Raw genomic sequence first — 11,981 nt, 5'->3', positions numbered from 1 at the left:
CCGGCTCAGCGCAACCGGCCCTTCAGGCGCGCCTTCTTGATGAGATCGCCATATTGATGCGCCAGCAAATGGCTCTGGATTTGCGTCACGGTATCGACCGTCACGTTGACGACGATCAACAGGCTGGTGCCGCCCAGATAGAAGGGTATGCCCGCGCTGGAGATGATATATTCCGGAACGAGGCAGATGAAGGCCAGATAGGCCGCGCCGATCACCGTGATGCGCGTCAGCACATAATCGAGATAATTCTCGGTGTTCTTGCCGGGGCGGATGCCCGGAATGAAGCCGCCATTCTTCTTGAGGTTCTCCGCCGTTTCTTCCGGGTTGAACACCAGCGCGGTGTAGAAGAAGCAGAAGAACACGATGCCCAGGCCATAGAGCGTCATATAGACCGGGCTGCCATGGCTCAGCCACTGGTTCATCTCCAGCACGAAATCGCCCCAGCGGCTTTCCCCGGCGACCTGATCGCCCGCGAACTTGGAAACCGTCAGCGGCATCAGCAGCAGCGAGGAGGCGAAGATCGGCGGGATGACGCCCGCCGTGTTGACCTTCAGCGGCAGATGGCTGCGATCGGCCTGCATCAGCCCCTGCCGGGTCTGGCGCTTGGGATACTGGATCAGCACGCGGCGCTGCGCCCGCTCCATGAAGCAGATGAACGCGATCAGGCCGAGGCCGATCACGATGATACCGAGGATCAGGAAGCCGGAGATCGAGCCTTCGCGGCCCGACTGGAACAGGTTGCTCAGCGTCACCGGCAGCTGGGCGACGATGCCCGCCATGATGATGAGCGACACGCCGTTGCCGATGCCGCGCGAGGTGATCTGCTCGCCCAGCCACATCAGGAACATGGTGCCGCCGATCAGCGACACCACCGCGGCGACGCGGAACAGCATGCCCGGCTCGACCACTGCCTGCATGCCCTGGCTGGCGCCGAAGCTCTCAAGCCCCACGGCGATGAAATAGCCCTGCACGGCGGTGAGGCCCACGGTGCCGTAGCGGGTATATTGATTGAGCTTCTTGCGCCCGCTCTCGCCTTCCTTCTTGATCGCCGCGAGGGTGGGCGACAGCGCGGCGGCGAGCTGCACCACGATCGACGCGGTGATATAGGGCATGACGCCCAGCGCGATCAGGCTCATGCGCTCCAGCGAGCCGCCGGAAAAGGTGTTGAAGATGTCGAGCACGCCGCCCTGCGTCTGCGCATAGAGCTGCGACAGCACGGTCGGGTCGATGCCGGGCAGCGGCACGAAGGAGAGGAAGCGGAAAACGATGAGAGCGCCCAGCGTAAACCACAGGCGCTTCTTCAGTTCCGTGGCCTGCGCGAATTTGGCGAGGCTCAGATTGGATGCCAGCTGATCGGCTCTCGATGCCATTGCTCTACCATACCTTCAAAAATTCTGGCGCCCGGACGAGCGCGGAAAAAGAACCCTTTAGCGGCATCCGGTCCGGCTGTGAACCACTACCATGCCCGATGAACGCGCTTTGTCGAATCCCTGCTTTCCGCAGTTGAACCTTTCGGTCGCGCCACGCAAGCGCGCAATGCTACTTGGGTCGCATGGCAGCCATGAAAAACAGGGCAATGCCATTGATATGAACCGGCCCGGAGACGGCTTGGGAGCGGTTAGCGGACCTTCGCCTTTACCGTCACCCCAGATCGTAGGCCATGTCGCGCGCCATATCCCAAGATGCCAGCCTGCGCTGGCATGACGCGATGGTTGCCAGCTATTGGCTGAAACCCTCCCATCGACCATCAACCGTCTCAAGAACCATGGCGGCAAAAACAAAGCCCCGCTCCCGGATCGGGCAGCGAGGCTTTGGAATTCGAACAGGACTATGGTTCAGCCCTTGTTGGCTGCGGCCTTCTTCGCACTGCCCTTCTTGGCAGCGGCCTTTTCGGCGGCGCTGACCACGGCGATCACGTCGACCTTGCCACCGGCCTTCTCGACGGCCTCGATCGCGCCCTTCGACGCGCCGGCGACCGAGAAGCTGACCTTGGCGGTCAGTTCGCCCTTGCCGAGCAGGCGCACGCCGTCCTTGCCGCCACGGGCGAGACCGGCGGCCCTGAGCGCCGCGTGATCGACGAGCGCCGACGCATCGAGCTTGCCCGCGTCGACCACCTTCTGCACCGCGCCGAGGTTCACTTCGGCATAGTCCTTGGCGAAGGGGTTGTTGAAACCGCGCTTCGGCAGGCGCATGTGGAGCGGCATCTGGCCGCCCTCGAAGCCGTTGATGCTGACGCCCGAACGCGCCTTCGCACCCTTCTGGCCGCGTCCGGCGGTCTTGCCCTTGCCGGAGCCGATGCCACGGCCCACGCGCATGCGGCCCTTGCGGGCGCCCTGATTGTCGTTGAGTTCGTTCAGTTTCATGTCTTGCACTCGCTTTCGCTATGTTCGCGCCATGGTGAAGGAGCCAGGAGCCCCATCACCGAATAATAAGGAAGGGGCAGCCTGTAGCCGCCCCGCCCCTGTTCGTCCATCCCGAAAGGGATGATCGGAATTTGCTCAGTCGACCACCTGCACCAGATGGGGCAGCTTGGCGATCGCGCCGCGCACTTCGGCGGTGTCTTCCAGCTCTACCACGCGGTGCATCTTGTTGAGGCCCAGACCGATCAGGATCTTGCGCTGGGCTTCGGGACGACGGATCGGCGAACCGACCTGCTTGATCTTGATTTTCGCCATCGCTCTTACTCCGCAATCGCTTCGGCTTCGACCTGCGCCACCTCGGCGGAGGCGCCGCCGCGACGCAGCAGGTCGGCGACCTTCTTGCCGCGACGCTGGGCGACCGACTTCGGGCTGGTCTGCTCGACGAGCGCCTCGAAGGTCGCACGGATCATGTTGTAGGGGTTCGACGTGCCGACCGACTTGGTGACGACGTCCGCGACGCCCAGGCTCTCGAACACGGCGCGCATCGGACCACCGGCGATGATGCCGGTACCGGCGGGCGCCGAACGGACGGTCACCTGGCCGGCGCCGAAATGGCCACGACCGTCATGATGCAGCGTGCGGCCTTCCTTCAGCGGAACGCGGACCATCTTCTTCTTCGCGGAAGCAGTGGCCTTGCTGATCGCCTCGGGCACTTCGCGCGCCTTGCCATGACCGAAACCGACCCGGCCCTTGCCGTCGCCGACCACGACCAGCGCGGCGAAACCGAAGCGCTTGCCGCCCTTCACGGTCTTGCTGACGCGGTTGATGTGGACCAGCTTCTCGATCAGTTCCTCGCCCTGGTCTTCCTGGGCGCGGCGGTCGTCGCGGCGGCCACGGCCACCACGCTCGCCCCGGTTGCGATCGCCGCCCCGGCCACGGCGCGGGCCACGGCCTTCTGCTTCGGGAGCGCCGGTGGTGGCGCCGACTTCGTTGTTCACTTCATCCGCCATATCAGAACTCCAGCCCGCCTTCACGAGCAGCATCGGCCAGCGCCTTCACGCGGCCATGGAACAGGAAACCGCCCCGGTCGAACACAACCTTGGTGACGCCGGCCTTGACGGCGGCAGCGGCGATGCGCTTGCCGACTTCGGCGGCGGCGGCCGAGTTGCAACCGGAGGTGCCACGCAGATCCTTGTCCAGCGTCGAGGCGGCCGCGACGGTATGACCGCGCGCGTCATCAATGACCTGGGCATAGATATGCTGGCCCGAACGGTGAACCGACAAACGCGGACGAGCGCCGGAGCGAGCCTTGAGGGCGGTGCGAACGCGGCGACGGCGCCGCTCGAAGAGAGAGAGTTTCGCCATGGCTTACTTCTTCTTGCCTTCTTTGCGGAAGATGAACTCACCGCGATATTTGATACCCTTGCCCTTATAGGGTTCGGGCTTCCTCCAGCGACGGATTTCGGCGGCAACCTGACCGACCTTCTGCTTGTCGATCCCGCTGATTTCCACGGTGGTGTTGTCCGGCGTCTTGATCTCGATCCCTTCGGGGATCGCATAATCGACGTCATGGCTGTAGCCGAGCTGCAGCTTCAGGGTCTTGCCCTGAGCGGCGGCGCGATAGCCGACACCGGTGATCTCCAGTACCTTGGTATAGCCCTCGGTCACGCCGGTCACCAGATTCTGCACCAGCGTGCGCTGCATGCCCCAGAAGGAGCGCGCGCGCTTGCTGTCGTTGACGGGAGCGACGGTCAGAGCGCCGTCCTCCAGCGTGTAAGTGACCTCGTCCGACAGCGGCATGCTGAGCGTGCCCTTCGGACCCTTCACCGACACCTGGCCGTCCTGGATGGACGCGGTGACACCTGCCGGGATTGCAACCGGCTTCTTTCCGGTACGGCTCATCAGAACACCTCCGCCAGCACTTCGCCACCGACATTCTGGTCGCGCGCCTCGGCGTCGGACAGAACGCCGCGCGGCGTCGAAACGATGGTGATGCCGAGGCCGTTGCGCACGATCGGCAATTCCTTGCTGCCGGAATAGACGCGGCGGCCGGGCTTGGACACGCGGGCGACATGCTTGATCGCCGGCTGGCCCTCGAAATATTTCAGCTCGATGCGCAGGCCGGGATGCTTGCCCAGCTGCTCTTCGCTGTAACCGCGGATATAGCCTTCGCGCTGCAACACGTCGAGGACGCGCGCGCGCAGCTTCGAAGCCGGGGTCACGACGCTGTCCTTGCGCGCCTGCTGGCCGTTGCGGATGCGGGTGAGCATATCACCCAGAGGATCGGTCAATGCCATGTTGGTCTATCCTTACCAGCTCGACTTGGTGACGCCGGGGATCAGGCCCTTGTTGGCCAGATCGCGCAGCTGCACGCGGCAGAGACGGAACTTGCGATAATAGGCGCGCGGACGGCCGGTCAGCTCGCAACGGTTGCGGATCCGGGTCGGATTGCCGTTGCGGGGGATCTCGGCCATCTTCAGACGCGCGATCAGCCGTTCCGTGTCGTCGAGCGACGTATCGGCAGCAATCGCCTTCAGCTTCGCATAACGGCCGGCATATTTCTTGACCAGCTTCTTGCGACGCTCATTCTTGTTGATGGAACTCAGTTTCGCCATGACTTAAGTTCTCTTCCTTCCTTGAAGCAGGCGCGCCCTCAGGCGGCCTGCTTTTCCTCTTCGACCGGGAACGGGAAACCGAACAGGCGCAGCAGTTCGCGCGCTTCTTCGTCCGTGTTCGCGGTGGTGGTAACGATGATGTCCATGCCGCGCACCTTGTCGATGCGGTCATAGTTGATTTCCGGGAAGATGATCTGTTCCTTGATCCCGAACGCATAGTTGCCGCGGCCGTCGAATGACTTCGGGTTCAGGCCGCGGAAGTCGCGGATGCGGGGCATCGCGATGGTGATCAGGCGATCGAGGAACTCGTACATGCGCTCGCGGCGCAGCGTGACCTTCGCACCGATCGGCATGCCCTCGCGCAGCTTGAACTGCGCGATCGACTTCTTCGCCTTGGTGATGACCGGCTTCTGCCCGGCGATCAGCTCCATTTCCTCGGCGGCCGAGGTGACCTTCTTCTTGTCCTGCGTCGCTTCGCCGACGCCCATGTTCAGCGTGATCTTCTCGATCCGCGGAATCTGCATCGGGTTCGCATAGCCGAACTTCTCGGTCATCGCCTTGATGATCGTCTCGTCGTAGAGCGACTTGAGGCGCGGAGTATATTTGTCAGCCATCAGATGACCTCCCCGGACTTGACGGCCACGCGGACCTTCTTGCCGTCGCGCTCTTCGAAGCGGACGCGGGTGGCCTTGCCATCCTTGCCGGCGATCGCGACATTGGAAATGTGCAGCGGCGCGGGCCGGCGCTCGATGCCGCCCTGCGGGTTCAGCTGATCGGGCTTGCGGTGACGGGCATGCACGTTGATGCCGTCGACCAGCACCTTGTCATCCTTCGGGAAGACCTGCAGGACGGAGCCGGTGCGGCCCTTGTCCTTGCCCGCGAGCACGACGACGGTGTCGCCCTTCTTGATCCGTGCGGCGCTCATTACAGCACCTCCGGCGCGAGGCTGATGATCTTCATGAAGTTCTTCGCGCGCAGCTCGCGAACCACCGGGCCGAAGATACGGGTGCCGATCGGCTCGTCGTTCTTGCCGACCAGAACGGCGGCGTTGCTGTCGAAGCGGATGACGCTGCCGTCGGCGCGGCGCACGTCCTTCGCGGTGCGGACGATCACCGCGCGGTGCACGTCGCCCTTCTTCACACGGCCCTTGGGCTGCGCGTCCTTGACGGAGACGACGATCACGTCGCCGACGCCCGCGGTGCGCCGCTTGGAGCCGCCCAGCACCTTGATGCACTGAACGCGCTTGGCGCCGCTGTTGTCGGCGACCTCAAGATTGGATTGCATCTGGATCATTGATCCGGTTCCTTCTCATTTGGCTTGCCGGAATATTCCGGTAGTTCCTGAACGGGTCCGGCCTTTAGCGCCTTTTCCGCCAGATGCAAGGCATCCGACGGTCCGAAAACGCCATGGGCCGAAAAAACAGACCCCGGTCCCGATCTGCATCGGGACCGGAAAACGTCTTACGCCGCCTGTTCCGGGGACTTGTGCGTGTCTACCCGCTCGATGACCTTCCAGGTCTTGAGCTTCGAGATCGGCGCCGTTTCCTCGATGCGGACGGTTTCGCCCTCATGATAGGCATTGGCCTCGTCATGAGCATGATATTTCTTCGAACGGCGGATGATCTTGCCGTAGAGCGGGTGCTTCACCTTACGCTCGACGCGGACCACGACCGTCTTGTCACCCTTGTCGGAAACCACCGTTCCCGTCAGCACGCGCTTGGGCATGATAGTGTCCTTCTTACTTCGCCGCGCGGGCGCGTTCGCCCTGCAGCGTCTTGATACGGGCGATGTCGCGGCGCACTTCGCGCACCCGGCTCGCTTTTTCGAGCTGGTTGGTCGCCGCCTGGAAGCGCAGGTTGAACTGCTCCTTCTTCAGGTTGGCGAGCTCGCCCGAAAGCTCGTCGTCCGACTTGACACGCAGATCAGTGACCTTCGTCATTATTCGGCTCCCAGATGCGAGGTGTCGCCCAGGCGGGCAACAACCTTGGTCTTGATCGGCAGCTTCATCGCGGCGCGCGAGAAAGCCTCGGCGGCGAGCGGACCCGGCACGCCGTCCAGCTCGAACAGGATGCGACCCGGCTTCACGCGGGCGGCCCAATATTCGATGCTGCCCTTGCCCTTGCCCTGACGGACCTCGGCGGGCTTCTTCGACACCGGCACGTCCGGGAACACGCGGATCCACAGGCGGCCCTGACGGCGCAGGTGGCGCTGGATCGCACGGCGCGCGGCCTCGATCTGGCGGGCGGTGATCCGCTCCGGCTCAAGGGCCTTCAGGCCGTAGGCGCCGAAATTAAGCGCGCTGCCGCCCTTGGCGTCGCCCTTGATCCGGCCCTTGAAGGCCTTGCGGAATTTCATTTTCTTCGGTTGCAGCATGACGCTCTACCTTCTCAACTCAGTGCGCCGGACGGACGCCGGAGGTTTGAGCCTCCATCATCAGCCGGTCAGTCGCCATCGGATCGTGGCCAAGGATTTCGCCCTTGAAGATCCAGACCTTGATCCCGCACACGCCATAGGCGGTGTGGGCCTCGGCCTCGGCATAATCGACGTTACCGCGCAGCGTGTGCAGCGGCACGCGGCCTTCGCGATACCATTCGGTGCGCGCGATCTCCGCGCCGCCCAGACGGCCGCCGCAGGTGATCTTGATGCCCTCGGCGCCCAGACGCAGCGCGGACTGCACCGCGCGCTTCATCGCACGGCGGAAGGCGATGCGGCGCTCCAGCTGGTCGGCAACGCCCTGCGCGACGAGCTTCGCGTCGATTTCCGGCTTGCGAATCTCGACGATGTTGAGGCTGACGTCGGACTGGGTGAATTCGCCCAGCTTCTTGCGCAGCTTCTCGATGTCGGCGCCCTTCTTGCCGATGATGACGCCCGGACGGGCGGCATAGATCGACACGCGGCACAGCTTGGCCGGACGCTCGATCACCACCTTGGAGATCGCGGCCTGCGGCAGCTTCTTCATGATGAAGGTGCGGATCTTCAGATCCTCCATCAGAAGACGGCCATAATCCTGGCCTTCCGCGAACCAGCGACTGTCCCAGGTGCGGTTGATCTGAAGACGCAGACCGATCGGATTGCTCTTGTGACCCATGACTTACGCCTCCGCCTGTTCAGTCTGTTCGCGCACGACGATCCGAACCCGGCTGAACGGCTTCAGAATGCGGGTCGACTTGCCGCGACCGCGAGCGTGGAAGCGCTTCATCGTGATCGACTTGCCGACCGACGCCTCGGCGACGACCAGCGAGTCGACGTCGAGATTATGGTTGTTCTCCGCATTGGCGATGGCCGAGGCCAGCACCTTGCGGACGTCGACCGCCATCGCCTTCTTGGAGAAAGCGAGGATGTTGAGCGCGTCCTCGACCTTGCGGCCGCGGATCAGCGCCGCAACCAGGTTCAGCTTCTGCGCCGAACCGCGGATCGAGGTGCCGACGGACAGCGCCTCATTGTCGCCCACGCGACGGGGAGCCTTTGCCTTGCCCATTAGCGCTTGCCCTTCTTGTCGGCGGCGTGACCGGGGAAGAAGCGCGTCGGCGCGAACTCACCCAGCTTGTGCCCAACCATGTCCTCGTTCACCGAGACGGGAACGTGCTTGCGGCCATTATAGACGTTGAACGTCAGGCCAACGAACTGCGGCAGGATGGTCGAACGGCGCGACCAGGTCTTGATCGGGCCAGCTTTCGCGCCCGCTTCCTGCGCGGATTCTGCCTTTTTCAGCAGATGCAGGTCCACAAACGGACCCTTCCAGACGGAACGAGCCATCGCTTACCTCTTCTTCTTCGCGTGACGGCTACGGATGATGAACTTGTCCGTCGCCTTGTTGTTGCGGGTACGAGCACCCTTGGTCGGCTTGCCCCACGGGGTCACCGGATGGCGACCACCGGAGGTCCGGCCTTCACCACCGCCATGCGGGTGGTCGACCGGGTTCTTCGCGACACCGCGCGTCAGCGGACGGCGGCCCAGCCAGCGGTTACGGCCGGCCTTGGCGAGATTGGTGTTGGCGTTGTCGGGGTTCGACACGGCGCCGACGGTGCCCATGCAGTCCGCGCGGATATAGCGCTGCTCGCCCGAATTCAGGCGAACGATCACCATGCCCCGGTCGCGGCCGACGAGCTGCACATAGGTGCCCGCCGAACGGGCGATCTGGCCACCCTTGCCCGGCTTCATCTCGATATTGTGGCAGATGGTGCCGACCGGCATCTGGCCGAGTTCCATCGCGTTGCCCGGCTTCACGTCGGTCTTCTTGCCGGCGACGACCTTGTCGCCGACCGACAGACGCTGCGGCGCGATGATGTAGGCCAGCTCGCCGTCCTCATATTTGATGAGGGCGATGAACGCCGTGCGGTTGGGGTCATATTCCAGACGCTCGACGGTCCCCTCGACGTCCCACTTGCGGCGCTTGAAATCGACGATGCGATAGCGCTGCTTGTGGCCGCCGGCGATGCCGCGGCTGGTGACGTGACCCTTGTTGTTGCGGCCACCGGTCTTGCGCTTGCCTTCGGTCAGCGCCTTGACGGGCTTGCCCTTGTGCAGGTGCGAGCGGTCGACCAGAATCAGGCCGCGCTGCGCGGGGCTGGTCGGATTATAGTGCTTTAGTGCCATGATCCTGCCTCGCCTCAGATCGTGCTGGTCACGTCAATCGACTGGCCTTCGGCCAGCGTGACGATCGCTTTCTTGAAGTCGCTGCGCTGATAGGGCTTGCCCTTCCAGCGCTTCACCTTGCCCTTCTGGACAATGGTGTTCACGCCCTTCACGGACACGCCGAACAGCGCCTCCACCGCCGCCTTGATTTCCGGCTTGGTGGCGTCACCCGCCACCTTGAAAACCACGGCGTTGTTTTCGGAGAGGAGAGTCGCCTTCTCGGTGATGTGGGGAGCGAGGATAACGTCGTAGTGACGGATATCCGCAACCGCTGCCTGTTTCTTAGCCATTGAAGCGAGCCTCCAGCTTTTCCACGGCGGCGCGGGTCAGGACCAGCGCGTCGGCACGCAGAATGTCGTACACATTGGCGCCGACCGCCGGCAGGACGTTGACGCCCACCAGATTGGACGAAGCCTTGGCGAAGCTGACGTTGATCGCGTCGCCGTCAATGAACAGCGCCTTGTTCAGGCCCAGCTTTTCGAGCTGCCCGGCGAGCGCCTTGGTCTTGCCGTCCTTGACGTCGAGATTGTCGAGAACGGTCAGCGACCCGGCCTTCGCCTTCGCGGACAGCGCCATCTTCAGGCCCAGAGCGCGCACCTTCTTGTTCAGCTCATGGCCGAAGGTGCGGGCGCGGGCGCCGTGGGCCTTACCGCCGCCGATGAAGATCGGAGCGCGGCGATCGCCGTGACGGGCGGTGCCGCCGCCCTTCTGACGGCCGAACTTCTTGCCGGTGCGGGCGACATCGCTGCGCTCGCGAGTGGCGCGTGCTGGGGCGCGGCGCTTTTCCAGCTGCCACGTCACGACGCGGTGCAGGATGTCGGCGCGAGGCTCGATGCCGAAAACGGCGTCGTTCAGTTCAACGTCGCCAGCCTTGCCTGCGTCCAGGGTTTTGACTTCAACCTTCATGGCTTAGCCCTCCTGGTTTTCGGTGGCTTCCGGTGCTTCGACCGGAGCGCTGTCGTTGGCGGATGCGGCCGACTTCAGGCTGGCGGGGTACGGCAGTTCGGCCGGACGCGCCACCTTGACGGCGTCGCTGACCAGCAGCCAGGTACCCTTGGAGCCCGGAACGCTGCCCTTCACGAAGAGAAGGTCGCGCTCCACGTCGGTGCGGACGATTTCGAGATTCTGCTGGGTGCGCTGGCGGTCGCCCATGTGGCCGGCCATCTTCTTGTTCTTGAAGACGCGGCCCGGATCCTGGCGGTTACCGGTCGAACCATGCGCACGGTGGCTGATGGAGACGCCGTGCGTCGCGCGCATGCCCCCGAAGCCCCAGCGCTTCATCGCACCGGCGAAACCCTTACCCTGGGTGTGACCGGTGACGTCGACGAGCTGGCCCGCGACGAAATGATCGGCGGAGATTTCAGCGCCCACATCGAGCAACGCATCTTCGGCGACGCGGAACTCGGCGACGCGAGCCTTCGGCTCAACCTCGGCCTTGGCGAAGTGGCCACGCTGCGGCTTGGCGACATTCTTCGCCTTGGCAACGCCGGCACCCAGTTGAACGGCGACATAGCCGTCCTTTTCAATCTCGCGGCGCGAAATGACCTGATTGCCTTCCAGCGCGAGAACGGTGACGGGCACGTGCCGTCCGTCCTCCTGGAAGAGGCGGGTCATCCCGACTTTCTTCGCGATCACGCCTGTACGCATGATCATACCTCCCAACAGAGGCCCGCCGGTGCGGCGGGCGTATCCAACGAAAAACCGCAACGGAAAGACTCCGCTGCGGCCAACCCGATGCTCAGATCACCCCGTCCGGGCTGGATGCCCTCCATGAAGGAGGACGACGGGGGACCAGGACCACGTTTGGCCCGAAGGCCCGTGCGGTATCCCTTGATCGCCATGCCTGGGGAACAAGGCCCTCAAAGCATGAGACCCCCGCCGGGGCGGGGGCTGCGCTCACCTGAAATCAGGCGAGCTTGATTTCGACGTTCACGCCGGCGGCGAGGTCGAGCTTCATCAGCGCGTCGACCGTCTGGGGCGTAGGCTGCACAATGTCAAGCATGCGCTTGTAGGTGCGGACCTCGAACTGCTCACGGCTCTTCTTGTCGATGTGCGGGCCACGGTTGACCGTGAACTTTTCGATGCGCGTCGGCAGCGGAATCGGACCGCGAATGAGGGCGCCGGTGCGGCGAGCCGTGTCAGCGATGTCGCCGGTCGCCTGATCGAGCACGCGGTGATCAAAGGCTTTGAGGCGAATGCGAATATTCTGCGTTTCCATGTCCACTTTACCGATGCGAAAGAGCCAAAAAACAAACCGCCTCGCTTCCCCTTGGGAAACCCGATGCTTCAAACCTTGCTGGCGAGCGCCGGGCCGAGGCGGCTTAAAAACTCAGCCGCGCGAATCACCAGACCCGCGCGGCTTCGTGCCTATA

Annotated in this window: 22 protein-coding genes; all 22 read right to left on the bottom strand. The window is 63.8% G+C overall.

Features of this window, described 5'->3' with window-relative positions; all coding sequences use genetic code 11:
• Nucleotides 1-5: 5 nt before the first annotated feature.
• Nucleotides 6-1,370: a preprotein translocase subunit SecY gene (secY, locus tag GGR43_RS06465; protein ID WP_188071119.1), complete on the bottom strand. Its 1,365-nt coding sequence runs from the start codon at nt 1,368-1,370 to the stop codon at nt 6-8.
• Nucleotides 1,371-1,835: 465 nt separating this feature from the next.
• A complete protein-coding gene (rplO, locus tag GGR43_RS06460; protein WP_188071118.1) occupies nt 1,836-2,363 on the bottom strand; it encodes a 50S ribosomal protein L15 in 528 nt (175 codons plus the stop codon).
• Between the two features lie 135 nt (nt 2,364-2,498).
• A complete protein-coding gene (gene rpmD, locus GGR43_RS06455; RefSeq protein WP_188071117.1) occupies nt 2,499-2,675 on the bottom strand; it encodes a 50S ribosomal protein L30 in 177 nt (58 codons plus the stop codon).
• Nucleotides 2,676-2,680: 5 nt separating this feature from the next.
• Nucleotides 2,681-3,370, bottom strand: a complete 690-nt coding sequence (gene rpsE, locus GGR43_RS06450; protein ID WP_188071208.1) for a 30S ribosomal protein S5 — start codon at nt 3,368-3,370, stop codon at nt 2,681-2,683.
• A gap of 1 nt (nt 3,371) precedes the next feature.
• The gene (gene rplR, locus GGR43_RS06445; RefSeq protein WP_188071116.1) at nt 3,372-3,725 is read right to left on the bottom strand and encodes a 50S ribosomal protein L18; all 354 of its coding nucleotides are present in this window, start codon (nt 3,723-3,725) and stop codon (nt 3,372-3,374) included.
• Between the two features lie 3 nt (nt 3,726-3,728).
• Complete coding sequence (gene rplF / locus GGR43_RS06440) at nt 3,729-4,262, bottom strand: 50S ribosomal protein L6 (RefSeq protein WP_188071115.1); 534 nt, start codon at nt 4,260-4,262, stop codon at nt 3,729-3,731.
• Nucleotides 4,262-4,657 carry a 30S ribosomal protein S8 gene (gene rpsH / locus GGR43_RS06435; protein WP_188071114.1) on the bottom strand — a complete coding sequence of 132 codons (396 nt, stop codon included), beginning with the start codon at nt 4,655-4,657 and terminating at the stop codon, nt 4,262-4,264. The genes rplF and rpsH overlap by 1 nt, the downstream gene beginning before the upstream one ends.
• 12 nt (nt 4,658-4,669) lie before the next feature.
• Complete coding sequence (gene rpsN / locus GGR43_RS06430) at nt 4,670-4,975, bottom strand: 30S ribosomal protein S14 (protein ID WP_188071113.1); 306 nt, start codon at nt 4,973-4,975, stop codon at nt 4,670-4,672.
• A 38-nt stretch (nt 4,976-5,013) separates the two neighbouring features.
• Nucleotides 5,014-5,589, bottom strand: a complete 576-nt coding sequence (gene rplE, locus GGR43_RS06425) for a 50S ribosomal protein L5 (protein WP_188071112.1) — start codon at nt 5,587-5,589, stop codon at nt 5,014-5,016.
• Nucleotides 5,589-5,900: a 50S ribosomal protein L24 gene (gene rplX, locus GGR43_RS06420; RefSeq protein WP_188071111.1), complete on the bottom strand. Its 312-nt coding sequence runs from the start codon at nt 5,898-5,900 to the stop codon at nt 5,589-5,591. The genes rplE and rplX overlap by 1 nt, the downstream gene beginning before the upstream one ends.
• A complete protein-coding gene (gene rplN, locus GGR43_RS06415) occupies nt 5,900-6,268 on the bottom strand; it encodes a 50S ribosomal protein L14 (protein ID WP_188071110.1) in 369 nt (122 codons plus the stop codon). The genes rplX and rplN overlap by 1 nt, the downstream gene beginning before the upstream one ends.
• Before the next feature lie 167 nt (nt 6,269-6,435).
• Nucleotides 6,436-6,699 (bottom strand): 30S ribosomal protein S17, encoded by a 264-nt coding sequence (gene rpsQ / locus GGR43_RS06410; RefSeq protein WP_188071109.1) that lies wholly within the window; start codon nt 6,697-6,699, stop codon nt 6,436-6,438.
• A 13-nt stretch (nt 6,700-6,712) separates the two neighbouring features.
• On the bottom strand, nt 6,713-6,913 hold the full coding sequence (gene rpmC, locus GGR43_RS06405; RefSeq protein WP_188071108.1) for a 50S ribosomal protein L29: 201 nt from the start codon (nt 6,911-6,913) through the stop codon (nt 6,713-6,715).
• On the bottom strand, nt 6,913-7,347 hold the full coding sequence (gene rplP / locus GGR43_RS06400; RefSeq protein WP_188071107.1) for a 50S ribosomal protein L16: 435 nt from the start codon (nt 7,345-7,347) through the stop codon (nt 6,913-6,915). The genes rpmC and rplP overlap by 1 nt, the downstream gene beginning before the upstream one ends.
• A gap of 19 nt (nt 7,348-7,366) precedes the next feature.
• Nucleotides 7,367-8,062: a 30S ribosomal protein S3 gene (gene rpsC, locus GGR43_RS06395; RefSeq protein WP_188071106.1), complete on the bottom strand. Its 696-nt coding sequence runs from the start codon at nt 8,060-8,062 to the stop codon at nt 7,367-7,369.
• Between the two features lie 3 nt (nt 8,063-8,065).
• Nucleotides 8,066-8,452, bottom strand: a complete 387-nt coding sequence (gene rplV, locus GGR43_RS06390) for a 50S ribosomal protein L22 (protein ID WP_188071105.1) — start codon at nt 8,450-8,452, stop codon at nt 8,066-8,068.
• A complete protein-coding gene (gene rpsS, locus GGR43_RS06385; protein WP_188071104.1) occupies nt 8,452-8,730 on the bottom strand; it encodes a 30S ribosomal protein S19 in 279 nt (92 codons plus the stop codon). The genes rplV and rpsS overlap by 1 nt, the downstream gene beginning before the upstream one ends.
• 3 nt (nt 8,731-8,733) lie before the next feature.
• A complete protein-coding gene (gene rplB / locus GGR43_RS06380; protein WP_188071103.1) occupies nt 8,734-9,570 on the bottom strand; it encodes a 50S ribosomal protein L2 in 837 nt (278 codons plus the stop codon).
• Between the two features lie 14 nt (nt 9,571-9,584).
• Nucleotides 9,585-9,899 (bottom strand): 50S ribosomal protein L23, encoded by a 315-nt coding sequence (locus GGR43_RS06375; RefSeq protein ID WP_188071102.1) that lies wholly within the window; start codon nt 9,897-9,899, stop codon nt 9,585-9,587.
• Nucleotides 9,892-10,515, bottom strand: a complete 624-nt coding sequence (gene rplD, locus GGR43_RS06370; RefSeq protein ID WP_188071101.1) for a 50S ribosomal protein L4 — start codon at nt 10,513-10,515, stop codon at nt 9,892-9,894. The genes GGR43_RS06375 and rplD overlap by 8 nt, the downstream gene beginning before the upstream one ends.
• Nucleotides 10,516-10,518: 3 nt before the next feature.
• The gene (rplC, locus tag GGR43_RS06365) at nt 10,519-11,256 is read right to left on the bottom strand and encodes a 50S ribosomal protein L3 (RefSeq protein WP_188071100.1); all 738 of its coding nucleotides are present in this window, start codon (nt 11,254-11,256) and stop codon (nt 10,519-10,521) included.
• Nucleotides 11,257-11,515: 259 nt separating this feature from the next.
• The gene (gene rpsJ / locus GGR43_RS06360) at nt 11,516-11,827 is read right to left on the bottom strand and encodes a 30S ribosomal protein S10 (RefSeq protein WP_014077880.1); all 312 of its coding nucleotides are present in this window, start codon (nt 11,825-11,827) and stop codon (nt 11,516-11,518) included.
• Between the last annotated feature and the right edge of the window lie 154 nt (nt 11,828-11,981).

This window comes from Sphingobium jiangsuense, from assembly GCF_014196495.1.
Classification (GTDB): Bacteria; Pseudomonadota; Alphaproteobacteria; order Sphingomonadales; family Sphingomonadaceae; genus Sphingobium; species Sphingobium jiangsuense.
Note: the sequence above shows the minus strand (reverse complement) of the source record. Positions and strands in the feature narration are given on the sequence as shown.

Coding starts and splice junctions, on each gene's coding strand:
- secY (WP_188071119.1), bottom strand. CDS start 1,370: ATGGCATCGAGAGCCGATCAGCTGGCATCCAATCTGAGCCTCGCCAAA.
- rplO (WP_188071118.1), bottom strand. CDS start 2,363: ATGAAACTGAACGAACTCAACGACAATCAGGGCGCCCGCAAGGGCCGC.
- rpmD (WP_188071117.1), bottom strand. CDS start 2,675: ATGGCGAAAATCAAGATCAAGCAGGTCGGTTCGCCGATCCGTCGTCCC.
- rpsE (WP_188071208.1), bottom strand. CDS start 3,370: ATGGCGGATGAAGTGAACAACGAAGTCGGCGCCACCACCGGCGCTCCC.
- rplR (WP_188071116.1), bottom strand. CDS start 3,725: ATGGCGAAACTCTCTCTCTTCGAGCGGCGCCGTCGCCGCGTTCGCACC.
- rplF (WP_188071115.1), bottom strand. CDS start 4,262: ATGAGCCGTACCGGAAAGAAGCCGGTTGCAATCCCGGCAGGTGTCACC.
- rpsH (WP_188071114.1), bottom strand. CDS start 4,657: ATGGCATTGACCGATCCTCTGGGTGATATGCTCACCCGCATCCGCAAC.
- rpsN (WP_188071113.1), bottom strand. CDS start 4,975: ATGGCGAAACTGAGTTCCATCAACAAGAATGAGCGTCGCAAGAAGCTG.
- rplE (WP_188071112.1), bottom strand. CDS start 5,589: ATGGCTGACAAATATACTCCGCGCCTCAAGTCGCTCTACGACGAGACG.
- rplX (WP_188071111.1), bottom strand. CDS start 5,900: ATGAGCGCCGCACGGATCAAGAAGGGCGACACCGTCGTCGTGCTCGCG.
- rplN (WP_188071110.1), bottom strand. CDS start 6,268: ATGATCCAGATGCAATCCAATCTTGAGGTCGCCGACAACAGCGGCGCC.
- rpsQ (WP_188071109.1), bottom strand. CDS start 6,699: ATGCCCAAGCGCGTGCTGACGGGAACGGTGGTTTCCGACAAGGGTGAC.
- rpmC (WP_188071108.1), bottom strand. CDS start 6,913: ATGACGAAGGTCACTGATCTGCGTGTCAAGTCGGACGACGAGCTTTCG.
- rplP (WP_188071107.1), bottom strand. CDS start 7,347: ATGCTGCAACCGAAGAAAATGAAATTCCGCAAGGCCTTCAAGGGCCGG.
- rpsC (WP_188071106.1), bottom strand. CDS start 8,062: ATGGGTCACAAGAGCAATCCGATCGGTCTGCGTCTTCAGATCAACCGC.
- rplV (WP_188071105.1), bottom strand. CDS start 8,452: ATGGGCAAGGCAAAGGCTCCCCGTCGCGTGGGCGACAATGAGGCGCTG.
- rpsS (WP_188071104.1), bottom strand. CDS start 8,730: ATGGCTCGTTCCGTCTGGAAGGGTCCGTTTGTGGACCTGCATCTGCTG.
- rplB (WP_188071103.1), bottom strand. CDS start 9,570: ATGGCACTAAAGCACTATAATCCGACCAGCCCCGCGCAGCGCGGCCTG.
- GGR43_RS06375 (WP_188071102.1), bottom strand. CDS start 9,899: ATGGCTAAGAAACAGGCAGCGGTTGCGGATATCCGTCACTACGACGTT.
- rplD (WP_188071101.1), bottom strand. CDS start 10,515: ATGAAGGTTGAAGTCAAAACCCTGGACGCAGGCAAGGCTGGCGACGTT.
- rplC (WP_188071100.1), bottom strand. CDS start 11,256: ATGCGTACAGGCGTGATCGCGAAGAAAGTCGGGATGACCCGCCTCTTC.
- rpsJ (WP_014077880.1), bottom strand. CDS start 11,827: ATGGAAACGCAGAATATTCGCATTCGCCTCAAAGCCTTTGATCACCGC.